The following is a 23,393-nucleotide window of genomic DNA, read 5'->3' as shown; positions in this document are numbered from 1 at the left end:
CCGACGCCTGCTCTGGCGGGATCGGGCATGCTCAGGGCTGCTGGGAATTGCCGCCGGTCTTGCGATCCGGGCGCTTTTCCCGGTTCTCTGGCGGATCGAAGCGATCAACGATGTACGGCATCAGACTGAGAATCCCCAGCGCCAGAATGGTGCTCAGCACAGCGGTCATTTCCCTGCCCATTCCTGCGGCGATGCCAATGGCGGCGGTCATCCACAGACCGGCAGCGGTGGTGAGTCCTTTGACCTGATGCGTATTGAGATTCTCGCCCTTGAGAATGGTGCCTGCGCCAAGAAAACCGATCCCGGCCACGATGCCCTGCACCACGCGACTCAGCGCGGCGTCGTCAGCACCCGCCAGTCGCGGCACCAGAACAAACAGCGCGGCCCCCATGCTCACCAGCATGTGCGTGCGAACCCCCGCCGCCTTGCCTTTATGCTCGCGCTCAAACCCCAGCACCGCCCCCAATAGCGCGGCGATGACCAATCGTACGGTCACCCGGGTCAGTTGAGCGGCGTCCGTGATGTCGGAAAATTCGGCTTGCAGCGTGTCCACGACTTCTTGCCACCAGGCATTCATAGGCATTCCTTTTTCCCGTTGCGGGCGATCAGAGCTATGGACCGCGGCGCCTCGGACGAAATTCCGCGCCAAGGCATGATGCCCACGGTCGGATGGCGGAAACGACGGTCTGGAGGTGCAGTCGTACCTTCATCAACCTGCGCTGGAGAACGATCATGCCACTGGAATTCGATGGCACATACGAGCATTGCTCAGCCCTCATCGACGGCGTCGAATACCGCGGCGCGGTGGTCGACGTGATCATCACCACCAATGACGTCACACACATGTCCGAAGCCGAAATCGGCGGCAGGAAAGTCCCGATCACCGAGGCTGAAGCCGACGCGCTGACGGTCTACAAAGCCCGCGACCTGCGCCATCACACCGTCGGCGTGGAGCCGGGTGAAGATTCGCCGGTCGTCTGATCGGAACTGACGAGATCGGGCGCGCCAGGCGCCTGTTGAACAACCGCCCTGCGAGCGACATGTCGTGGGATCACGGCGCATTTCCATGGGCAGAGCCGCTCATGGAGTCGCCACGGATTTGCTCGGGGCGTCGAAGCCCGTTTCATCTGATCTGCTGTTTATCGAAAAAACTGCACCTGTACTGAAACCTCTTTCCCGCGCATAGTGCCGGACGTTCCCCAACGCCTCCCTGCCCTGCACCGGGCATTCGCGAGCCCTCCATGAAGCGTTATGAAAAGTTTGCCGACGATATCGCCGAGCTGATCCGCTCCGGTGTGCTGGCCGCCGGTCAACGCGTGCCCTCGGTGCGCTACGCCAGCCAGACCCACGGCATCAGCCCGTCGACGGTCTTTCAGGCCTATTACCTGCTGGAACGACGCGGCCTGATTCGCGCACGCCCGCGGTCGGGTTACTTCGTCAACGACAGCTTCAGCCGCGAGGGCCTTGCCACCCAGGGTTTCGATCCGGAGAGCCCGGCGCATGCCTCGCAGGAGGCTCATGTCAGCGAATCCACCGAGGTCGATGTCAGTGAACTGGTGTTTTCGGTGCTGGAATCGATCAAGGATCCCAACACCGTGCCCTTCGGTTCGGCATTCCCCAGTGCCGGACTGTTCCCGCTGCAACGGCTGGCCCGCTCGTTGGCCAGCGCGACCCGAGACATGGACCCGCGCATGGTGGTCAGTGACCTGTCGCCGGGCAATCCGGTGTTGCGGCGGCAGATAGCCCTGCGCTACATGGTCGCCGGGCAGATGCTGCCGATGGAAGAATTGCTGATCACCAACGGTGCGCTCGAAGCGTTGAACCTGTGTCTGCAAGCGGTCACCGAACCGGGCGATCTGGTGGCCATCGAGGCCCCCGCGTTCTATGCCTGCCTGCAAGTGCTGGAACGGCTGAAGCTCAAGGCCGTGGAAATCCCGGTGCATCCGCAGACCGGCATCGATCTGGGCATTCTGGCGCAGACGCTGGAACGCTACCCGGTCAAGGCCTGCTGGAGCATGACCAGCTTCCAGAACCCCACGGGCGCGACGGTTTCCGAGGCCCGCAAACGCAAACTCGTGGAATTGCTGCGCAAACATGACGTCCCGCTGATCGAAGACGACGTGTACGCCGAACTCTATTACGGTCAGCATGCGCCCAAGCCGGCCAAAGCGTTCGACACCGAGGGCCTGGTGCTGCATTGCGGCTCGTTCGCCAAGAGCCTGGCCCCAGGATATCGCGTCGGCTGGGTCGCGGCAGGACGTTACGCGCAGAAAGTCGAGCGGCTGAAACTGATGACCTCGCTGTGTGCCTCGATGCCCGCCCAGGCGGCCATTGCCGATTACTTGCAACATGGCGGATACGACCGTCATTTGCGCAAGCTGCGTAACAGTCTGGAAGATCAGTTGCGCGCCATGCTGGGTGCCGTGGCGCGATATTTCCCCGCGCAGACACGCGTGAGCCAACCGTCGGGAGGCTATTTCCTCTGGCTGGAACTGCCTGAGCAGGTGGATTCCCTGAAGGTCTTTCAGATTGCTCTGGCGCAGGGCATCAGCGTCGCGCCGGGGCCGATCTTCTCGCCTACGCGCCGGTTCAAGCACTGCATCCGCCTGAACTACGGCACGCCCTGGAGCGACACGAGCGAACGCGCGATGGAGACCCTGGGCAAGATCATCCGGTCAATGATGGTGGGTTAAACGCGAGGTCTGCCTGATTTCATACTCAAGACATCAGACCTGCGGGAGCGGATCTTTGCGCTGCCGCAGGTGTGCTTCATCGACCCCGGACCTAACGACCGCCGCCGAGATCGATGAACGTCCCGGTGGAGTACGACGCCTTGTCCGAGAGCAGCCACAGGATCGCTTCGGCCACCTCATCGGCCAGCCCGCCGCGGCCCATGGGAATGGTCGGCTCCAGCTTGCTGACCCGCTGCGGATCCCCGCTCAGCGCGTGGAATTCGGTAAAGATGTACCCGGGTCGCACCGCGTTGACCCGCACCCCTTCGCCCGCCACTTCCTTGGCCAGCCCGACCGTGAAGGTGTCGAGCGCGCCCTTGGACGCGGCGTAGTCCACGTACTCGCCGGGCGAGCCCAGACGCGCCGCCACCGAAGACACATTGACGATGCTGCCGCCGCGCCCACCGTGGCGCGGCAGCATGCGCAACAATGCATGTTTGCTGCACAGCATCGGCCCGACCACGTTGCTCATCATGATCTTGAGCAGGCGAAACTCCGACATCGCATCGACGCGCGAGGTCTCGGCCACGGTGCCGGCGTTGTTGACCAGCGCCGTGATCCGTCCGAGTTCGGCATCCACGCGCGCGAACAGACGAATGATTTCGTCTTCGTTGCTGACGTCTCCCTGTACCGCGATGGCGTGTCCCCCCGCCTCGCGGATCTGGCCGCACACGCGCTCGGCAGCGGCGTGGTCGGACAGATAATTGATGCAAACGCGATAACCCTGTGCAGCCGCCAGAACTGCCGTGGCGGCGCCGATACCTCGGGAGCCGCCAGTGATGAGGAGGTTTTTATCCATGAAGTTTCCGAATCGATCGATGCTCGTGACGTGTTGTGTGTTTTCTATTGTTATGTGTTGGCACAGCGTGAAGCGTCAGTGGGTGTTTTCGGATACGTGTTTCCGTGCCGCGCTAATATCAGCCATGAACCGGTCCGCTGGCAATGGATGGCCCAGCAGATAACCCTGCAGCGAATCACAGCCCAGACGGGTCAGGAAGTTTTGCTGGCTGGCGGTCTCGACACCTTCCGCGACGATCCGCAAGTTCAGCGCCTGACCCAGCGCCACGATGGCGGAAACGATTGCTGCGTCGTCGCTGTCGTGCTCCAGGTCGCGCACGAAACCCCGGTCGATCTTCAGTTCGTTGGCCGGCAAGCGTTTCAGGTACATCAGGCTGGAATAACCGGTGCCGAAGTCATCGATGGAAAGGTCCACGCCCATGTCCGACAATTTCTGCAGCACCGTCATGCTGGCGTCAGCGTCGTTCATGGCCGTGGTTTCGGTGATTTCCAGGGTCAGGCAGTTGGCCGGCAGGCCGTGGGTCGCCAGCGCGCGGGCGACGGTGTCCACCAGTCCCGCATGACAAAACTGCAGAGCCGACAGGTTCACGGCGATCCGCCAATGGGTGAATCCGCCGTCATACCAGACGCGCATCTGTCGGCAGGCCTCGTTGAGCACCCATTCACCGATGTTGATGATCAGACCGGTTTTCTCTGCCAGCCCGATGAATTTGTCCGGCATCAGTAAACCGTGCTGCGGATGGTTCCATCGTACCAGCGCCTCGGCACCAACAGGCTCGCGGGTGCCAGCGGAAAATTTGGGCTGGTAATGCAGACAGAACTGCCCTTCACGCAGTCCAGCCCGTAAATCCTGCAGCAGTTGCAACTGATTACGCGCGTTAGTGTTCATCGAGGCGTCGAAAAAGCTGTAGCCATTCTTGCCCGCGCTCTTGGCGTGATACATCGCGGCGTCGGCGTTCATCAGCAACTCCTGCTGGCTCTGGCCATTGCCGGGGTACAGGCTGATGCCGATGCTGACGGTCACTTGCAGGTCATGGTCCTGCACGCTGAAGGGCCTGGCGACCAGCGAAACCTGCCGCGCCGCCACTGTCGCCGCGTCATCGAGCTCTTCCAGTTCCACCAGCAGCACGAACTCGTCGCCGCCGATGCGCGCCAGCGTGTCGTGGCGGTGGAAATTCTCGCGCATGCGCAGCGCCACCTCGCGCAACAATTGATCGCCCACGTGGTGACCGAACGCGTCGTTGACCGGTTTGAAGCCGTCCAGATCCATGAACATGACCGCGAACATGCCGCCGTGGGCGTCGACCTTGCGCATTGCCTGTTCGATACGGTCGGCCAGCAGGATTCGGTTGGGCAGACCGGTCAGCGTGTCGTGCAGGGCCAGTTGCGTGAGCTCGCGGTTGGCGTCGCTCAGCGATTGCGACAGCGCGGCGGTACGGGCTTCCATGCGCGCATCCAGTACCGAGGTGAGCAATGTGATGCCCAACACCGCAAGACTGGTGACCAGCACCAGTTTGTCCAGGCCGTCAGTGCGCAGACCGGTCGATGCCGCACCGCAGAAACTGCCCTCGGGAAAACCCGCGGCCGCCATGCCGGTGTAATGCATGCCAACGATGGCGAAGCCCATGATGATTGCTGCCCCGCCGCGGGCCAGGCGCACATACGGCGTTTGCCGGCGCAGGCGCAAGGCGATGCACAACGCGGCGGCGGAAGCACCGACGGCGATCAGCAGGGACGCGCCGAACAGCGTCGGGTCGTAATCGATCCCTGGCTGCATGCGCAACGCCGCCATACCGGTGTAATGCATGGCGCTGATGCCCAGCCCCATCAGCAGTGCGCCGCAGAGAATGTGCAGGACCGGAACGCGCTGGTGACTGACCAGCCACAAGGCGAACCCCGAGGACAGAATGCTGATCAACAGGGACAGAAGTGTCAGGCCGAGATCGAAGCCCAGATCGATCGGCAACTGGAACGCGAGCATGCCGATGAAGTGCATCGACCAGATGCCGATGCCCATGGACAGCGCGCCGCCGCCGATCCACATCATCACCGCCTTGCCGGTGGCGGTAGCGATGCGGCCGACCAGATCGAGCGCAGTGTAGGACGCCAGAATCGCCACGAGGACGGAAATCAGGACCAGGGAAAACGTGTAGTGGCCGATCAGCATGCTGGCTCTTGACTCGACAGGTGGGCTTTTCAGCCTGAAATTTCGGTGGCGATTTTACCGAAATCCGCAAGAATGTCGCGGCCGTCTCGTCAGAATTATGGCAATGCGCCACTTTCCTTGGCTAACGTCCTGACAACTGCGGATCACGCGTCAAGCCGGTCTCGGCATCCCAGCCACCACCCAGTGCAGCAATCAACTGAACGCTGGCGACCAGACGGCTTTCCAGCAGGGTCAGCACGCTGCGTTCGTTGCTCAACGCCGTGGTTTGAACGTTGACCACATCAAGATAGCCAATCAAACCGGCTTTGTACTGGTTACTGGTCAGACGCAACGAGTCGCGGGCCGATGCCAGCGCCTCGGCGCGCACGCCGGCCTCCTGTTCATAGACGCGCAATTGCGCCAGGTAATCCTCGACTTCCTTGAAGCCGTCGAGCACGGTCTGGCGATATTGCGCCACGGTCTGATCGTAGACGGCCTCGGTGCGGTCCACTTCCGCGGCGCGCTGACCACCATCGAAGAGGGTCATCGCCAGTTGCGGGCCGACCGACCAGAAACGGTTGGGCAAGGAGATCCAGTTGCTGAAGGTACTGCTGCTGTAGCCGCCGCTCATGCTCAAGGTCAGGTCCGGGTAATACGCAGCCTTGGCCACGCCAATGTTGGCGTTGGCGGCCATGACCGAACGCTCGGCAGCAGCGATGTCCGGACGACGCTCGAGCAGTTGCGAAGGCAGTTGCACCGGGATCTGCGGCAGCGCGGGCACTGAATCGCTGGTCGCCAGGCTGAAATCCGCCGGCGCCTGGCCCATCAGTACGGCAATCGCGCTTTCGTACTGGGCACGCTGCCACGCCAGATCGATCAGGTCCGCCTGCGTGCTCTTGAGCTGGGTCTGCGCCTGAGCGACGGCGTCACGCCCGGAAATGCCGGCGCGGTACTGGTTCTGCGTCATGGTCAGCGAGCGCTGATAGGTGTCGACGGTCTTTTCCAGCAGGCGCTTCTGCTCATCGATGACGCGCAGTTGCAGGTAGTTCTGGACGAGCTGTGACTGCAGGCTCAGCTGCATCGACGCAAGGTCGGCAAGGCTGGCCTGGGCGTTGGCCTTATCGGCCTCCAGGCCCCGGCGCAGCTTGCCCCAGATGTCAGCTTCCCAGCTCACGCCCAGTTGCGCGTTGTAGGTGTCGCGGATCCCGCTGCTGGAACTGCTCAGGCTCGAACTGCTGCTGCCGGTGCCCTGGCTCGAACGGTTCTTGCTGGTGGTCAGGTCCAGCGTCGGAAAAAATGCGCCCCGGGCGCTGCGCACCAGTGCGGCGGCCTGTCGGTACTGGGCTTCATATTGGGCGACGGTCTGGTTGGACGTGTTGAGTTTCTCCACCAGCGTGTTGAGCTGCGGATCGCCATAAATTTCCCACCAGGCGCCCCGGGCGATCGCGTCGCTGGGGTTGGCCTGCGTCCAGCCTTCGGCCTGCTTGAAGTGCGCTGGCGTGGGCATGTCCGGCCGCTGGTAATCCGGGCCGACCGCGCAGGCACTCAGCAGCAGCGCGCAGAAGCCAATGCCGAACGTACGGCGAAAAGGCAGCGTGCGCTGTGGTACGGGAGCGTTGATGCGGTCGGTCATAGCGGAGTTTCCAGGGCGGCATCCGTCTGCACACCGCGCCAGGTATTGAAGCGGTGGCGCAGACGGTCAAGATAAAGGTAAACCACAGGGGTTGTGTATAACGTAAGGATCTGGCTCAGCACCAAGCCGCCGATGATCGTCAGGCCCAGCGGGCGGCGCATTTCGGCGCCCTCGGCGCTGCTCAGCAACAACGGCACGGCGCCGAGAATCGCTGCCAGCGTGGTCATGAGGATCGGACGCAGGCGTTGCAGACAGGCGTTGCGGATCGACTCGACCGGGGTCATGCCGCCGACCCGCTCCAGTTGCAGCGCCAGGTCGATCATCAGGATCGCGTTCTTCTTCACCACGCCGATGAGCAGAAACAACCCCAGCAGCGAGATCAGGCTGAACTGCCCACCGGTGAGGTAGATGCTCAGCAGCGCGCCGACGCCCGCCGACGGCAGCGTGGACAGAATCGTCAGCGGATGAATGTAGCTTTCATAGAGAATGCCCAGCACCAGATAGACCGCAACGAGGGCGCCGAGAATCATCCACGGCTGGCTCTTCTGCGTGGCCGCGAAGGCGTCGGCGGTGCCGGCCATCTTGGCAATGACGTCCTCGGGCAGGCCGACCGCTGCCACCGCGCGTTCGATGGCCACCGTGGCTTGATCAAGGGTCACGCCGTCGGCTAGGTCGAACGAGACGTTGTCCGACGCGAACTGGCCATCGTGGGTCACCCGGTCGTCTTCCAGCGTGCGCTCATAGTGAGCGATGGTCGACAGCGGCACCCGCGCGCCATCGGCAGTGATCACCTGCACCTGCTCCAGCGTGACCGGGTCCAGGGCGTACTTGGGATTGACCTCCATCACCACCTGATACTGGTTCAGCGGGTCATAAATAGTCGACACCTGCCGCTGGCTGTACGCATTGTTCAGCACCGTGGTAACCATGTTCATGTCGATGCCCAGACGCTTGGCCGCGTCGCGGTCCACCACCAGTGTCACCTGCTGCGTGCCGCCGCCATCGTTGGCATCGATGGCGGTCAGCTCCTTGAGCGACTTGAGCGCGGCGACCACCTTGGGGTACCACAGGCGAAGGCTTTCCAGATCGCCGCTCTGCAGAATGTACTGATACTGCGACGTGGTCTGCTCACGACCGCCGCCCAGTTGCAGGTCCTGATCGGGTTGCAGGAACAGACGTCCACCCGGCACCTGAGGCATTTCCTTGCGCAGCCGCTCGACCACTTGCGCCGCGCCGATCTTGCGCTCCTGAATGGGCTTGAGCCGCACGATGATGAAGGCGTTGCCGGTGCCGCCGTTGCCGCCGATGAAACCGGCAACGCTGTCCACCGCCGGGTCCTTGAGCAGCGCGGTGCGGTAGATGTCCATTTTCGGCTGCATCACCGAAAACGACAGGCCGTCATCGCCGCGCACGAAGCCCATCAACTGCCCGGTGTCCTGCTGCGGCAGGAAAGTTTTGGGCACCACGACATACAGCGCGATATTCACGCCGATGGTGATGAGCAGCGTGAGCAGCGTCAGCCGACGATGACGCAGCACCCAGACCAGACTGCGATCATAGCCGGCGACCATGCGGTCGTTGACGCGTGCGCTCCAGCGCTGGAGGCGGTTTTCGTTGCCCGGAACATGAGGCTTCAGCCAGCGCGCGCAGAGCATCGGCGTCAATGTCAGCGAGACCACCAGCGACACGATGATCGACACCGACAAGGTGATCGAGAACTCGCGGAACAGGCTTTCCACTAGCCCGCCCATGAACAGAATCGAGATGAACACCGCCACCAGCGACACGTTCATCGACAACAGGGTAAAGCCGACTTCCTTGGCGCCCAGGTAGGCGGCCTGCATCGGCGCGACGCCTTCATCGATGTGGCGCGAAATGTTTTCGAGCACGACGATGGCGTCGTCCACCACCAGCCCGGTCGCGAGAATCAGCGCCATCAGCGACAGGTTGTTCAGGGAAAAGCCGTACAGGTACATGATGGCGAACGTGCCCACCAGCGAAACCGGCACAGCGAGGGTGGGAATCAGCGACGCACGGAAATTCCCGAGAAACAGAAACACCACCATGATCACCAGCACCACTGCGATCAACAGCGTCATCTCCGCCTCATGCAAGGTCGCCTTGATCACCGGTGAGCGATCCATCGCCAAATCCAGTTTGACGCTGGCCGGAAGCACCGCCTGCAGGGCCGGCAGTTGTGCCTTGATCGCCGCCACGGTTTCGATGATGTTGGCGCCGGCCTGCCGGTTGATCACCAGCAACACCGCCGCCTTGTCATTGAAGAATCCACTGTTGTAGCGGTCCTCCACCGAGTCCTTGACCGTGGCGACATCCTTGAGGCGCAGCGCGGCGCCGTTCTGGTAGCGAATGATCAGGGGCTCGTAATCTTTGGCCTTTTCCAGCTGGTCGTTGGCCTGAACCTGCCAGTTATGTTCGCTGTTTTCCACGGAGCCCTTGGGCCGGCGCACGTTGGAGCCGGAAATCGTTGTGCGCACGTCGTCCAGCGAGACACCGTATTGGTCGAGCAGCTTGGGCTCCAGTTCAACACGCACCGCCGGCAGCGAACTGCCGCCGATCTGCACCTCTCCCACGCCGTTCACCTGGGACAGGCTCTGCGACAGAATCGTCGAGGCCATGTCGTACAGCTGACCCTTTTCCAGCACGTCGGAGGTCAGCGACAGCACCATGATCGGCGCCTGCGACGGGTTGACCTTCTTGTAGGTCGGCATGCTGCGCATCCCGCTGGGCAGCAGGCTGCGCGAGGCGTTGATGGCGGCCTGCACTTCACGGGCGGCACCATTGATGTCGCGATCCAGGTCGAACTGCAGAATGATCCGTGTCGAACCCTGGCTGGACCGGCTGCTCATGGTGTTGACGCCGGCAATGGTGCCCAGCGACCGCTCGAGCGGCGTCGCCACGCTGGACGCCATGATTTCCGGGCTGGCGCCGGGCAAGGACGCACTGACCACGATCACCGGGAAGTCCATGTTCGGCAACGGCGAGACGGGCAACAGCCCGAAGCTCATGACACCCAGCAACATGATTGCCAGGCTCAGGAGCATGGTCGCCACCGGCCTTTTGATGAACGGAGCCGACAGGTTCATGGGCGAAAGCTCCAGGCGGCAGCCGACACGCCGCGAGAAAACGCCCCGTCACCAGCGCGTACAGGATGCGAAGCTTGCAGCGTGAGGCTGTTCATCACACCGCCACCTCGGCTTTGCCCGAACGGCGAAACCTGCGTCCCATGCGATCGAAATACAGATAAATGACCGGCGTGGTGAACAGCGTCAGCACCTGGCTGACCAACAGGCCGCCGACCATCACCAGACCCAGCGGTTGACGCAGTTCGGCCCCGGACCCACTGGCGAACATCAGCGGGATCGCGCCGAACAGCGCCGCCAGTGTGGTCATCAGGATGGGGCGGAAGCGCAACAGCGCGGCTTCGTAAATGGCGGTCTGTGGATCGATGCCGCGGTTGCGCTCGGCGTCCAGGGCGAAGTCGATCATCATGATCGCGTTCTTCTTGACGATACCGATCAACAGAATGATGCCGATGATCGCGATCATGCCCAGATCGTTGCCGCTCAGGATCAGCGCCAGCAATGCGCCGATGGCCGCCGACGGCAGGGTCGAGAGAATGGTGATCGGGTGGATGTAGCTCTCGTAGAGCACGCCGAGCACGATGTACATGGTGACCACCGCTGCCAGCACCAGCAGCAGCGTGCTGGACAACGACGCCTGGAACGCTTCGGCCGCACCCTGGAACTGGGTCTGCACGCCAATCGGCATGCCGATATCCTTCTGCACCTGCTCGATGACCTCGACCGCCTTGCCCAGCGCCACGCCCGGTGCCAGGTTGAAGGACATCATCACCGCCGGAAACTGGCCGATGTGCGCGATCGCCAGCTGCGCCTGACGCTGTTCGACCTTCGCCAGGCTCGACAACTTGACCTGCCCGCCGTCAGTGGTTTTGACGTGGATCTGCTCCAGCGCCTGAGGTCCGAGATCGTTGGCCGACGCGGCCTGAAGCACCACGCGGTACTGGCTCGCCTGGGTATAGATGGTAGAAATCTGCCGCTGGCCGAATGCGTCGTACAGCGCATCGGTGATCGTGGCCACGGTGACGCCAAGACGGCTGGCCGCGTCACGGTCGATGTTCAGGAACACTTGTAGGCCTTTGTCCTGAAGGTCGCTGGCGACGTCCGTGAGTTCCGTGCGCTGCGCCAGCGCATCGACCAGTTTGCCGCTCCACAGGCTGAGCAGCTCGGCATCCGGCGATGACATGCTGAACTGGTACTGCGTGCGACTGACACGGTCCTCGATGGTCAGGTCCTGCACCGGTTGCATGAACAGGCGGATGTCCGACAGCTGATCGACTTCCGGTTGCAAGCGCTGGATCACCTCGGTGGCAGTGACATCGCGCTGATTGTGAGGCTTGAGGTTGATCAGCATGCGACCGCTATTGAGCGTCGCGTTGTCGCCGTCCACACCGATGTAGGACGACAGGCTGGCCACCGCCGGATCCTCGAGAATGATCTTCGCCAGTGCCTGCTGCCGCTCGCTCATCGAGCTGAACGAAACCGACTGCGGCGCCTCGGAAATGCCCTGAATGACGCCGGTGTCCTGCACCGGGAAGAAGCCTTTGGGCACCGCCAGGTACAACAACACCGTGACGCCCAGCGTGGCGATGGCGATCAGCAGGGTCAGCGGCTGGTGTTTGAGCACCCACTGCAACTTGCGTCCGTATGCAGCGATCAGCCAGTCGATCCAGATGCCACTGGCATGGTAGAAGCGGCCCTGCTGGTGCTCCTCGGGTTCGCGCTTGAGCAGGCGCGCGCACATCATCGGCGTCAGGGTCAGCGACACGACCAGTGAAATCAGGATCGCGACAGCCAGAGTGATGGCGAATTCGCGGAACAGGCGGCCCACCACGTCAGCCATGAACAGCAAGGGAATCAGCACCGCGATCAGTGAGATGGTCAGCGAAATCAAGGTGAAACCGATTTGTCTGGCGCCCTTGAGCGCCGCCTGCAAAGGCGTTTCGCCCTCCTCCAGATGCCGGGAAATGTTCTCCAGCATCACAATGGCATCGTCGACCACGAACCCGGTGGCAATGGTCATCGCCATCAACGTGAGGTTATTGACCGAGAACCCGGCCAGGTACATGACCCCGAAGGTGCCGATCAGCGACAGCGGCACCGCGACCGACGGAATGATCGTGGCGCTGAAACGGCGCAGGAACAGGAACGTCACCAGCACCACCAGCACGATGGAAATCAGCAATTCATGCTGCACATCGCTGACCGATGCGCGGATCGTCTGCGTGCGGTCGGTCAGCACCACCACATCCAGCCCTGCCGGCAGGTTGTCGGTGATGCTCGGCAGCAGCGCCTTGATGCGGTCGACCACCTCGATGACGTTGGCACCCGGCTGACGCTGAATGTTGAGCAGCACGGCCTGGTTCTCATTGGCCCAGGCGGCAAGGCGTTCGTTCTCCGCGCCATCGACGATCTGCGCGACATCCTTGAGCCGCAGCGGACCGCCATTGTTGTATGCCAGAATCAGATTGGCGTACTCCTCGGGGGATTTGAGCTGGTCGTTGGCATCGAGCATCGACACCCGGGTCGGACCGTCGAAGTTACCCTTGGGCGTGTTGACGTTGGAATTGCTGACCAGCGTGCGCACATCCGACAGATTCAGGCCGTTGGCGGCCAGCGCATCCGGATTGACTTTAATCCGCACCGCCTGACGCTGCCCGCCCGCGATGGTGACCATGCCGACGCCGCTGATCTGCGCGATCTTCTGCGCCATGCGCGTGTCGACCAGGTCGTTGAGTTTGGGCAACAACATGGTTTTCGAGGTGATCGCCAGCGTCAGCACCGGCGTATCGGCCGGGTTGACCTTGTTGTACGTCGGCGGAGCGGGCAGATCGGTGGGCAGCAGGTTCGTCGCGCCATTGATCGCGGCCTGGACTTCCTGCTCGGCGACATCCATGTTGATGTCCAGGCTGAAACGCAGGGTGATGACCGAGGCACCGCCCGAACTGGTGGACGCCATCTGCGTCAGGCCCGGCATCTGCCCGAACTGCCGCTCCAGCGGCGCGGTCACGGCACTGGTCATCACTTGCGGGCTGGCGCCGGGGTACAGCGTCATCACCCGGATGGTCGGGTAATCCACCTGAGGCAAGGCCGACACCGGCAGCAGGCTGTAGGCGATCAGGCCCGCCAGGACGATGGCGAGCATGCTGAGCGTGGTGGCGACAGGCCGAAGGATGAACAGCCGTGACAGGTTCATACGTTGCCTTTCTGCGCGGTGGCGGCGTCCGCCGACTCACCGGACTCCTTGTCTTTGGCCGGCTGGCCCTGCAGTTTGCCACCCGGGGTAGTCGGCACGTCCTTGCTGTCGTTGACCACTTCAACGGCGCTGCCGTCCTTGAGACGGTCCGTGCCCTCCAGCACAACGCGGTCGCCCGCGGCAAGGCCTTGGGTGATCACCGTCGAGTTTTCGTCACCCGGGCCGGTCTTGAGCGAGCGGATGCGCACTGTCTTGTCGCCGTCCATCACGTAAACGAAGGTGCCATCGACACCGAACTGCACGGCAGCCGTCGGCACCAGCACCACGCCCTTGAGCGTATTGGCCAGCAGACGCGCGTTGACGAACTGGTTGGGAAACAGGGTTTCGTCGTCGTTGTCGAACCGCGCCTTGAACTTCAGTGTTCCGGTGGTGATGTCGATCTGGTTGTCGATGCTCGCCAGAACACCGTTGGCCTGCAGCTTCACATCGCCACGGTCCCAGGCTTCGACCGGCAGCCTGGCGCCGCTTCGGTAGCGGCCAATGACATCGGCGAGGTCCTTTTCCGGCAGCGTGAAGTTGACCGTGATCGGCTTGGTCTGGGTGATCACGGCGAGCGCGGTCGTGTCGTTGGCGGCCACGAGGTTGCCGACGTCCAGCTGGCGCAGGCCGATGCGCCCGGAGATCGGCGCGCGGATTTTGGTGAAATCCAGGTTCAGTCGGGCATCGCCGACCGCTGCCTGATTGCTCTTGATGGTGCCCTGATACTGACCCACCAGCGACTCGGCGGTGTCCAGGGTCTGTTTGGCGATGCTGTCTTCTTTGTACAGGTCCCGATAACGCTGTACGTCGATCTGCGCATTCTTGAGCAGCGCCTGGTTCTGCATCAGCGTGCCTTCGGCCTGTTGCAGGGCGATCTGGTAGCTGCGCGGGTCGATGACTGCCAGCAGGTCGCCAGCCTTGACCTGCTGCCCTTCCTGGAAGTTGATCTTGACCAGTTCGCCCGCCACGCGGCTGCGCACGTTGATGGTGTTCAACGCCGTGACGGTGCCGAGCGCTTTGTAATAGATCGGGAAATCACCGGTGGTGGCGGTCGCCACGCGTACCGGCACAGGACCGGTCGAGCCGCCAAAGCCGGGCCGCTGAGAAACGACTTTCCCGGCACCGCCGCTGCGGCTGGCGCCTTTGTGGGCCTGTTCGCTTTTTTGCGCTGAAGCGTCCGAAGGCGCGGTGGAACCGGGCCAGAAATGCCAGCACAGGGCAGCGACAATCAACAGGACCAACAGGCTGATCAGCCAGCGACGGGAATTACGAGAACCAGACGATTGCATGAATAAGTCAACCAGTGTGCGCGTGAGCGTCTTCGGGAGGCTGAACAATAAGCATAGTTACGTGCCAAGCAAAGAGCCTTTACCGGCAATTTACCGAGTGCTTACTTTGGATAAGGTGCTGACGTGCAAATGAAAAACGGCCTGAACGAGTCAGGCCGCTTAAATGTTGCCGGGTATTGCCGGGTTTAACGGCGATACGCAGAGGACAACTTACTTCAATACCGCCAGTGCTGCGTCGTAGTTTGGCTCCTGACCAATCTCCGGCACGAGTTCAGCGTGCAGCACGTTGTCGTTTTCATCCAGCACGACCACCGCGCGGGTCGTCAGACCGACCATCGGGCCATCCGCAATGGCCACACCGTAGTTTTCCATGAACTCGGCGCCGCGCATGGTCGACAGGTTCTTCACGTTCTCCAGGCCTTCGGCACCGCAGAAACGTGCCTGGGCGAACGGCAGGTCGGCGGAGATGCACAGCACGACCGCGTTGTTCAGGTCATTGGCCTGGGCGTTGAATTTGCGCACGGAAGTGGCGCACGTCGGGGTGTCGACGCTTGGGAAGATGTTCAACACTTTGCGCTTGCCGGCAAAGCTTTCCAGGGTCACGTCCGCCAGATCGCCGCCGACCAGTTTGAACGCCGGCGCCTTGCTGCCGACGGTTGGCAGCTCGCCACTGATTTGTACCGGGGAGCCTCTACGAGTCACTTGAGCCATGAGCTGAGTCCTTATTCTGAGGTTGCGGGAAAGCCGGAAGTTAACCACGAAAGCGGTTAGCGACCTACGGGTATACATGAATTAGTTGTCAGGTTCAGCGCTCGCCCCCGCGTTTGTCGAGCAAACCGGGCCGCGCGCACAGTTCCACCAGCCAGTCGACGAACACCCGCACCCTGCGCGACATCTGGCGATGAGCCGGATACAGCGCGGTCAACGGCAGCAGCGGTTGCGGGTAGTCGCCCAGCACTTCGATCAGTTCCTGGCGGCGCAGTGCGTCGGCGGCATGGTAGTACGGGGTCTGCACCAGGCCATAGCCGGCACTGCATGCCGCCAGATAACCATCGGCACTGTTGGTCGCCAGACTTTTCGGCAGCTCCAGTTCCTGGTTCTTGCCGTTGACGACGAATTCCAGACCATAGCGCTTGTTCGTGGTGGCTGAAAAGTACTCGATGACGGTGTGCTCGCCGAGGTCGTCCAGCGTTCGGGGCGTGCCACGGCGCTGCAGATACGCAGGGCTGGCGCACACCACCTGACGCATCTGCGCCAGCGGCCGAGCCACCAGCGAGTGATCCAGTGGCTGTCCGCCGCGCACCACGCAATCGAAGCCCTCGCGAATCAGGTCCACCGGGCGGTCCGACATCCCCACTTCGAGCTCCAGCCTTGGGTAGCGCTCGGTGAACTCAGGCAACATCGGCATGATGATCAGCCGACCGAACCCGGCGGGCATATCGACACGCAGCACACCTTCGGGAGCCTTGGCGACCGTGGAGAAGACCGACTCGGCGTCGTCCAGGTCGTTGAGCAGGCTGACGCAGCGCTGGTAATACGCCTGACCATCGAGCGTCGGCGTGACCTGTCGGGTGGTGCGCATCAGCAATTGAACGCCCAAGTGCGCTTCCAGTTGTTTGATGAGGATGGTCACCGAGGCGCGTGGCATGTGCAGGCTGTCCGCCGCTCGGGCGAAGCCGCCCAGCTCGACGATGCGCGTGAAGGCGCGCATGGCGTTGAATTTATCCATAACCGTGCCATTGGTCCTGATTATTTAGATATTGCCAATAGTGAAAGCACTTTTAGCCGGTTTATCACCCTGCTGTCGAGCGGCAAGAATAGTGTTCTTCTCAATACCACAAGGAAATCCATTATGCAGACGCGTCAACTGGGCAAGAATGGACCGCAGGTCTCCGCACTCGGCCTCGGCTGCATGGGCATGACCGACTTTTACACCACCGGCGGCGATACCAAAGAGGCCATCGCGACGGTGCACCAGGCGCTGGAGCTGGGCGTCACGCTGTTCGACACCGCCGACATGTACGGTCCCCATACCAACGAACAGTTGCTCGGCGAGGCCCTGGCCGGCAAACGCGATCAGGCCTTCATCGCCAGCAAGTTCGGCATCGTCCGCACTCCCGGCGATGCGGGTGCGCGTGGCGTCAACGGCAGCCCCGAGTACATCAGGGCGGCCATCGATGGCACCTTGCAGCGGCTGAAGATCGATACTCTCGACCTGTATTACCAGCACCGCATCGACCCCAATATCGCTATCGAAGAGTCAGTCGGTGCCATGGCCGAACTGGTCAAGGCCGGCAAGGTGCGTTATCTGGGCCTGAGTGAGGCTTCGGCCGCGACGCTTGAGCGCGCGCACAAAGTCCACCCGATCGCCGCGTTACAGACCGAGTATTCCCTCTGGAGCCGTGAGCCAGAGGAAAACGGCGCGCTGGAAACCTGCCGTCGTCTGGGCATCGCTTTCGTGCCTTACAGCCCTTTGGGACGTGGCTTCCTGACCGGGACGCTGAAGAGCCCCGATGACTTCGCCGCCGATGACTACCGCCGCAGCAGCCCACGCTTTCAGGGGGAAAACTTCGGCAAGAACCTGTTGCTGGTGGAGAAGGTTCAGCAACTGGCGGCCGACAAAGGCATCACCGCCGGGCAACTGGCGCTGGCGTGGGTGTTGGCGCAAGGCAGCGATGTCATCCCGATCCCGGGCACCAAGCAGCGTAAATACCTGCAGGAGAATGTCGCGGCACTGCAAGTCACACTCAGCCCGGCGGAGCTGAAGGCGTTGAGAGACCTGTTCCCGGTGGCCGCCGTTGCCGGTGGTCGATACCCGGAATCGGGCCTGAAACTGGTCAACGGATAACCCCCGCGCATTAACCTGCAGCTGGCACGCGCGTGTCCGCGCAGCGACCGGTTCGATCAGTGAGCATGACCGACCGGCAGCTGCGCAGACACGCATGGGCCTGTGCCCCCACTGCCGTATACCGCTGCTAAAAATCTCGCTTGTAGAAAATATCCAGCGAACTGGCGACGCCGCTCGCCGCTTCCAGGTACACCTTCTTGCTCAACAGGTAACGCAGCGCGATGGTATTGGCGGGCTCGAATACGCCTACGCCATACCGCAAGCTGAGCTTGTCGGTGATCTTGCCGCTGGCGACGACCGCGGTCTTGTCGCCGCTGCCCGACGTGTCCAGCTCGAAGTCTTTGATCCCCAGGTCCGACGCGAGTTTGCCGGCGGTCGACGACCCGCCGGCCAGCCCCAGCGCCAATGCCGCCTGCGCCATCATGTTGTTGTCCTCGCCGGTGGTGCTCAACGGTCGCCCCAGCACCAGGTACGAAAGCGCCTGCTCCTGACTCATGGCCGGTTCCGAAAACACTGTGGTGGTCGGCTGCTCGGCGCTGCCGCTCAGGCGGATGCCGGCGATGATGTCGTCGGTCTGGCGGATCGCCTCGATGTCCAGATACGGCTGATCGATAGGCCCGGCGAACAGCAGCCGCGCCTTGCGGATCGTCAGACGCTGACCGTAGGCCCGGTAGCGCCCATCGTTAAGGTTGAGTTCGCCGCGGGTGTCGAGGTTATCGCCGATGTGCACGTGCCCTGCCAGATTGGCGGTCAGGCCGAAGCCGCTGAAACCGAGCTTGTCCTGGCCCACTTCCACGTTGACGTCCATCGCGATCGCCATGGGCGGCTGGCCCTGTTTCGTCTGCTCGCCGACGATAACCGTGTCATCCGACACCTTGACCGTGGAGGGCGGCAACTGCCGCACGGTGATATCGCCTTTGGGAATCAGCACTTTGCCCGACACTGCCAGACGATCGCCCTGCAGGGTGATTTTCAGGTCCGGCGCTGCTTCCAGCTTGGCGTAGGGCTCCACCGTGATCGGCAGCCTGGAGCCCTGCAAACGGACGTCCACATCCAGCGCCTGCCCCCATGCCACCTGACCCGCCAGACTGCCCTGCCCGGTCGGCCCGCTGGTCCAGTTGCCCTTAAGCTGCACGCTTTCGCCATCGATCAGCGCCTGCAGATTGAGCTTCTCCAGACTGACCGGCAACTCCGGGCCCGACACTTCGCCCTCGCTCAGGACCACGTTGCCGTTGATCTGGGGCGCCAGCAGCGTGCCGGAGATGCGCCCGTCGCCGTTGAGCTTGCCGTTGAGTTTTTCCACCATGGGCACGAACGGACGCGCCACCGACACATCCAGGCCACTCAGATTGAACGTGCCGCTGACCGGTTTAGCCTTGGCGACGGGATCAATGCTCAGACGCGCCAACAACTGCCCCAGCTTGCCGCCACGAAAATCGAGGCTGCTGTCGACCTTTTTCGGCGTCAGGGTGCTGCTCAGCTTGAGCGTGTCGTAGGGGAAGTCGACCCATTGGGTTTTGTCCTTCACCCGCAGCGTGCCACCGCTGGCATCGATGACGATCTGCCCGTTGGGCCCCGAGGCAGGCAAGTCGAGCTGAACATCGGCATTGAGCGCGCCTTTCCAGGCGAAATCCTTGGGCAGCCACTGCGCGAGGCTGTCCAGCGGAAATTGCTTGAGGTGATAACGCAGGCGCGGATCCGGCATCAGCCGTTGATCTTCGCCGCACAGACTGGCAGGGCCGGAGGTCCAGCAGTGCGCACCGAAATTGACCTTGCCATCGGCCAGCCGCTCCAGTTTCGCCGGCTGCTGGAGCCTCCAGTTCTGACCACCGCTCTGAATGTCGCCGCTGGCGAGACGGCCTCGCCAATTGCCTTTGTCCAGATTTCCGTCGAGGGCCAGCGCCAGTTTCAGCAGCGGGCCTTGAAGATCCAGTTGGACTTGCTGACGCTTGATATCGCCCGAGCCATCGACGTTCAGGTTGCCCAGCGCGGTGTCGCCCGTCTGGATGCCCCGGACGTTCAGATCCAGGTTGCCACGCTGGGCGCTGTCCAGCCTGGCGGCAAGGTTCAGGCTCTGTAACTGATGGGTCTCATAAGCCAGTCGAGCGCCCTGCAGATTCAGTTGCCCTTGCGGCGCCTGAAGCGTGCCGGCCAGATCCAGGCCACCTTTGACCTGCCCTTGCAGGCCCGGCCAGAGCTGTCCGAGACGCGGCAGATTCAGGTCCAGTTGCCCAAGCAACTTCTGTTGCAGGGTGCCCGAACCGTTGATGCGGTTGTCGCCCAGACGAATGTCCAGCGCAGTGACATTCCATTTGTCCGCCGCCCCGTCCGCTTTGGCCTGCAGCACGGCGGGCTGGCCTCGCAAGCGGCCCTTGAGGTTCAGATCGGCGTTCAGGCTCAACTGCTCATTCCTGAAGGCGCCCTGACTGCGCAACGGACCGGCCAGTGACCCCGGCAGCTCGGCCAGCCAGAACGCCGGATCGATGGCGCTGAGGTCGAGCGCGGTGTCCCAGGCAACACCGTCCGCGAACTGCAGTTTCAGAAAACCGCTGGCTTTGCCCTGCCCGGCCGCCAGTTCCAGCTGGGGCAGAAACACCTGTTGCAAGTCGCCGCTGAACGGGCTTTGCAGGGTAAAAGGGCCAGCAGGTCCTTTGAAGTCACCGGCAAAATTGCCCAGGTATTTGCCATCGGTGTAGGACACTTCACCTTTGAAGGTATGAATGCTCACTTGCGGCTCGTCGATCACCGGATACAGACGGTGCCAAGGGAAATCCAGCCAGTCGACACGGGCGTTGGCGGTCAGGCCCGTCTGCCAGTCAACATCCGCACTGAGCTCGAGAAGCTGGTCGGCGCTGGCGGTCAGGTCCAGCGCTTTGATCTGCGCGCCTTTGCCGTCAACCCGACCTTGTAATGTCAGGGCAATCGGCCCTTGCTCGGCGGGCAGGCTGGCGTTGCCAAGAATTGAATAGCCGCTGGCCAGGTCGCCCTTGGCGTTGAGCGTCAAGTGGTTGAGTTGCAGCGTGTCGGGCAGGTCGGGTGCCGGCTTGAACCCGTCGCTGGAAATCGTCACTTCAGCCGGCAGGTCGGTCACCAACGGCTGCAATTGCCCTACCAGCGTGGCGTCGAGATAGCCGCTGCTGCGGGCATTCAGTTGCAAGGTCTTGAGCAGATCGCCCTCGATGTTCAGTGCCAGGGACAGCGGCTGACCACTGATATCGGGCAGCTTCACTTGCCCCTGCGCCGTCAGCGGCCAGTCGCCGCCAGGTTTGAGCAGTCCTGCCAGGTCCAGCACGATGTCGTCACGTTGCGCGTGCAGCGTATCGATCTTCAGCCCGTCAGCCGTCCAGTGCGCGACCAATTGCAGGTCACGGACCTGCTCGGAATCCTCCAGGTACAGGCTGCCGACCTGTACACGCCCCAGTTCGATGGCCAGCGGCAGTTTCAGATCCGGCAATGTGATGGGCCCACTGCTCTGCTCAGCGCTGGAGGGCGCGAAATGCAGACGGACATCGCCAGCCTGCAAGGTGTCGATGCACAGCGTCATGCGGGTCAGGCAGGACGGCGACCAGTCGAACACCGGCGCATCGACTTCGACCCGACTCTCCCCCTGCTGCCAGATCAGCCGGTCAGCTTGCCACTGGCCGCCGAGGTGCCCGGCGAAGTTTTCGAGTTCGAGGCCCGGCACCAGGCCCAATGCCCAGCGACTGCCTGACTGGGTACCCAGCAGTAACCCCAGCGCCAGCGTGATCAGCAGCAGCAGGGTCAGTAAAGTCGCTGCCACGATGACGGCGATACGTTTTGCCAAAACCTTGTTCGTCACAATTCAGGTCCCATCGAGAAATGCAGACGAATGCCGCCCTCATCATCCAGCGCATGGGCCAGGTCCAGGCGCAGCGGCCCGACCGGAGAAACCCAGCGAACACCAATGCCGACGCCGGTCTTAAGGCTCGGGAAATCCAGCGAATTGAAGGAATTGCCCTGATCGACGAAGGCCGCGACGCGCCATTTCTCGGCGATCGAATACTGGTATTCAGCGCTTCCGGCGATCATGTAACGGCCGCCGATCTTGTCACCGTCGGAGTTCTCCGGCGACAGCGATTGATAGTCATAGCCGCGCACGCTCTGGTCCCCACCGGCAAAAAATCGCAGTGACGGCGGAATGGATTTGTAACCGTTGGTGGCGGTGCCTCCCACCTGAAGACGGCCCAGAAGACGATGGTTCTGCGCCAGCGTAGTCAGGCCTTTGACCAGTGCCGTGCTGTGCACGATGTTGGCGTCGGAGCCAAGTCCCTCCTTGGCCACTTGCGTATCGAACTGCAGGCGATAGCCGTTGTGCGGATCGATACGGTTGTCGCTGCGCAGGTAGGCGTAACTGATGCCGGGCATGAGCAAGGTGCTCAGACCCGAATCATCGCCCAGCCGGTATTCCTCTCGTTGCCACTTCAGGGAGATGACCCGCTCCCAGCCGCTGGGCAGCTTGCTGTGCCATTCAGGGCCGACCGTCAGCAATTTGCTCAGGCTGTCGGTGTCGGCAATTTCTTCATATTGATAGCCGCCGGCGAAGCGCAGTTTGTCAGTCAGCGGCGGATCGAGCGGGATGTCATAGAACAGCCCGACGTTCTGCCGTGGCGCTGAAACCTCGGCCTCGGCGCCGTAACTGTGACCCTGCGGATTGACCCAGTGTCGCGTCCAGTTGGCCTTGACCCTGGGCCCCACGTCAGTGGAGTAGCCGACACCGAGCCCCATGGTGCGGGGTTTGCGTGTCTGCAACTGAACGTCCACCGGGATGACCTGACCCTGCGCATCGGTGGGCGAGGCATTCACCCGCACGCCTTCGAAATACCCGCTGGACTGCATTGCCTGGTTGAGCTCGGCAATCAGCTCGGAATCGTAAGGCGTGTCCTGTTTGAACGGCACCATGCGCTGCAGCAGGTCCTCGTCGAACGGCGCGTCGCCACTGAACGACACTTTGCCCAGCGAAAAACGCGGACCGCTGTCGTAGATCAGTTCGATATCGGCGACACCGGCGCGGGGGTCGACCGACAGCCGCTGAGTGACGAAACGTCCCTTGAAAAAGCCGTAGCGCGCGGCCTGATTCTGGATCAGGTGCTTGGCGTCCTCGTAGTGGCCATGATTGAGCACCGCGCCGGGTCTGAGCACATCGCTCCTGGGCACGCGGAAAGCCTTGAGCTGACTGGCAGGCCCCTCGATGCGCACGACGACGTTACGCAAGTGAACGGGTTCGCCAGCCTGAACGTTGAGAACCAGGTGCAGGTTTTTGTCGGCGTGGGTGACTTCGCTGTCAATCCGGGCCTGGTAGTAACCCAATGCCTGGGCGGCCTTTTGCGCCTGCTCGACGGCGCCGACACTGAAGCGCTCGAGGGCCTGCTCGTCGCGCTCGCCCAACGTGCCCACATACCCTTCGATATTGGATTTGAGCGCCGCATTGGCAGGCTTGATCCGCACATCCAGCTGGGCATCGGCGAACGCTGCGCAGCTGGAGAACATCAGGAGAAAACCACTGGTAAATCGATGGAAAAACGTCATAGGCGCGGATGCTAACACGAGCTGCGGGAACGGCTGCAGCCCGCGGATGGAGGGAAACGTGCGCAGG

At 62.4% G+C, this 23,393-nt stretch carries 14 protein-coding genes; 3 read left to right on the top strand and 11 right to left on the bottom strand.

From position 1 onward, the window contains the following. Positions 1–31: 31 nt before the first annotated feature. Positions 32–577, bottom strand: coding sequence for an MgtC/SapB family protein (locus BMZ10_RS02635; protein ID WP_093458491.1), 546 nt, complete (start codon positions 575–577; stop codon positions 32–34). Positions 578–732: 155 nt separating this feature from the next. On the opposite strand from BMZ10_RS02635, the gene BMZ10_RS02630 reads away from it, so the two are divergent. Together BMZ10_RS02630 and mapR are read left to right on the top strand one after the other, a co-directional pair. After that, positions 733–981, top strand: a complete 249-nt coding sequence (locus BMZ10_RS02630) for a DUF3203 family protein (RefSeq protein WP_093458490.1) — start codon at positions 733–735, stop codon at positions 979–981. Positions 982–1,241: 260 nt separating this feature from the next. Next, positions 1,242–2,693: a GntR family transcriptional regulator MpaR gene (gene mapR, locus BMZ10_RS02625; protein ID WP_093458489.1), complete on the top strand. Its 1,452-nt coding sequence runs from the start codon at positions 1,242–1,244 to the stop codon at positions 2,691–2,693. A 91-nt stretch (positions 2,694–2,784) separates the two neighbouring features. Here mapR and BMZ10_RS02620 read toward each other — a convergent pair whose 3' ends face one another. The 8 genes from BMZ10_RS02620 to BMZ10_RS02585 all read right to left on the bottom strand — a co-directional run bounded on the left by BMZ10_RS02620 (position 2,785) and on the right by BMZ10_RS02585 (position 16,660). Beyond that, entirely contained in the window at positions 2,785–3,531 is a 747-nt protein-coding gene (locus BMZ10_RS02620; RefSeq protein ID WP_093458488.1) for an SDR family oxidoreductase, read from the bottom strand. Positions 3,532–3,606: 75 nt separating this feature from the next. Continuing rightward, a complete protein-coding gene (locus tag BMZ10_RS02615) occupies positions 3,607–5,697 on the bottom strand; it encodes a putative bifunctional diguanylate cyclase/phosphodiesterase (RefSeq protein WP_093458487.1) in 2,091 nt (696 codons plus the stop codon). 121 nt (positions 5,698–5,818) lie between these two features. Further along, positions 5,819–7,309 (bottom strand): efflux transporter outer membrane subunit, encoded by a 1,491-nt coding sequence (locus BMZ10_RS02610; protein WP_093458486.1) that lies wholly within the window; start codon positions 7,307–7,309, stop codon positions 5,819–5,821. Further along, positions 7,306–10,413 carry an efflux RND transporter permease subunit gene (locus BMZ10_RS02605; RefSeq protein WP_093458485.1) on the bottom strand — a complete coding sequence of 1,036 codons (3,108 nt, stop codon included), beginning with the start codon at positions 10,411–10,413 and terminating at the stop codon, positions 7,306–7,308. Before BMZ10_RS02605 ends, BMZ10_RS02610 begins: the two co-directional genes overlap by 4 nt. Before the next feature lie 94 nt (positions 10,414–10,507). Then, a complete protein-coding gene (locus tag BMZ10_RS02600) occupies positions 10,508–13,603 on the bottom strand; it encodes an MdtB/MuxB family multidrug efflux RND transporter permease subunit (protein ID WP_093458484.1) in 3,096 nt (1,031 codons plus the stop codon). Further along, complete coding sequence (locus tag BMZ10_RS02595) at positions 13,600–14,946, bottom strand: MdtA/MuxA family multidrug efflux RND transporter periplasmic adaptor subunit (RefSeq protein WP_093459927.1); 1,347 nt, start codon at positions 14,944–14,946, stop codon at positions 13,600–13,602. Before BMZ10_RS02595 ends, BMZ10_RS02600 begins: the two co-directional genes overlap by 4 nt. A 195-nt stretch (positions 14,947–15,141) precedes the next feature. Next, on the bottom strand, positions 15,142–15,642 hold the full coding sequence (gene tpx / locus BMZ10_RS02590) for a thiol peroxidase (RefSeq protein WP_093458483.1): 501 nt from the start codon (positions 15,640–15,642) through the stop codon (positions 15,142–15,144). A gap of 94 nt (positions 15,643–15,736) precedes the next feature. Continuing rightward, complete coding sequence (locus tag BMZ10_RS02585; RefSeq protein ID WP_093458482.1) at positions 15,737–16,660, bottom strand: LysR family transcriptional regulator; 924 nt, start codon at positions 16,658–16,660, stop codon at positions 15,737–15,739. Between the two features lie 123 nt (positions 16,661–16,783). Here BMZ10_RS02585 and BMZ10_RS02580 point away from each other — a divergent pair, with 123 nt between their 5' ends. Beyond that, a complete protein-coding gene (locus BMZ10_RS02580) occupies positions 16,784–17,779 on the top strand; it encodes an aldo/keto reductase (RefSeq protein ID WP_093458481.1) in 996 nt (331 codons plus the stop codon). Between the two features lie 127 nt (positions 17,780–17,906). Here BMZ10_RS02580 and BMZ10_RS02575 read toward each other — a convergent pair whose 3' ends face one another. Both BMZ10_RS02575 and BMZ10_RS02570 read right to left on the bottom strand, forming a co-directional pair. Next, positions 17,907–21,584 carry a translocation/assembly module TamB domain-containing protein gene (locus tag BMZ10_RS02575; RefSeq protein ID WP_093459924.1) on the bottom strand — a complete coding sequence of 1,226 codons (3,678 nt, stop codon included), beginning with the start codon at positions 21,582–21,584 and terminating at the stop codon, positions 17,907–17,909. Between the two features lie 11 nt (positions 21,585–21,595). After that, positions 21,596–23,326, bottom strand: coding sequence for an autotransporter assembly complex protein TamA (locus BMZ10_RS02570; protein ID WP_093458480.1), 1,731 nt, complete (start codon positions 23,324–23,326; stop codon positions 21,596–21,598). Between the last annotated feature and the right edge of the window lie 67 nt (positions 23,327–23,393).

This window comes from Pseudomonas sp. NFR16, from assembly GCF_900108875.1.
Taxonomy (GTDB): Bacteria; Pseudomonadota; Gammaproteobacteria; order Pseudomonadales; family Pseudomonadaceae; genus Aquipseudomonas.
Note: the sequence above shows the minus strand (reverse complement) of the source record. Positions and strands in the feature narration are given on the sequence as shown.

What these genes read in the sequence shown, in the direction of transcription:
- BMZ10_RS02610 (WP_093458486.1), bottom strand. Translation starts at nt 7,309, where the DNA reads ATGACCGACCGCATCAACGCTCCCGTACCACAGCGCACGCTGCCTTTT.
- BMZ10_RS02615 (WP_093458487.1), bottom strand. Translation starts at nt 5,697, where the DNA reads ATGCTGATCGGCCACTACACGTTTTCCCTGGTCCTGATTTCCGTCCTC.
- BMZ10_RS02630 (WP_093458490.1), top strand. Translation starts at nt 733, where the DNA reads ATGCCACTGGAATTCGATGGCACATACGAGCATTGCTCAGCCCTCATC.
- tpx (WP_093458483.1), bottom strand. Translation starts at nt 15,642, where the DNA reads ATGGCTCAAGTGACTCGTAGAGGCTCCCCGGTACAAATCAGTGGCGAG.
- mapR (WP_093458489.1), top strand. Translation starts at nt 1,242, where the DNA reads ATGAAGCGTTATGAAAAGTTTGCCGACGATATCGCCGAGCTGATCCGC.
- BMZ10_RS02620 (WP_093458488.1), bottom strand. Translation starts at nt 3,531, where the DNA reads ATGGATAAAAACCTCCTCATCACTGGCGGCTCCCGAGGTATCGGCGCC.
- BMZ10_RS02605 (WP_093458485.1), bottom strand. Translation starts at nt 10,413, where the DNA reads ATGAACCTGTCGGCTCCGTTCATCAAAAGGCCGGTGGCGACCATGCTC.
- BMZ10_RS02635 (WP_093458491.1), bottom strand. Translation starts at nt 577, where the DNA reads ATGAATGCCTGGTGGCAAGAAGTCGTGGACACGCTGCAAGCCGAATTT.
- BMZ10_RS02600 (WP_093458484.1), bottom strand. Translation starts at nt 13,603, where the DNA reads ATGAACCTGTCACGGCTGTTCATCCTTCGGCCTGTCGCCACCACGCTC.
- BMZ10_RS02570 (WP_093458480.1), bottom strand. Translation starts at nt 23,326, where the DNA reads ATGACGTTTTTCCATCGATTTACCAGTGGTTTTCTCCTGATGTTCTCC.
- BMZ10_RS02585 (WP_093458482.1), bottom strand. Translation starts at nt 16,660, where the DNA reads ATGGATAAATTCAACGCCATGCGCGCCTTCACGCGCATCGTCGAGCTG.
- BMZ10_RS02580 (WP_093458481.1), top strand. Translation starts at nt 16,784, where the DNA reads ATGCAGACGCGTCAACTGGGCAAGAATGGACCGCAGGTCTCCGCACTC.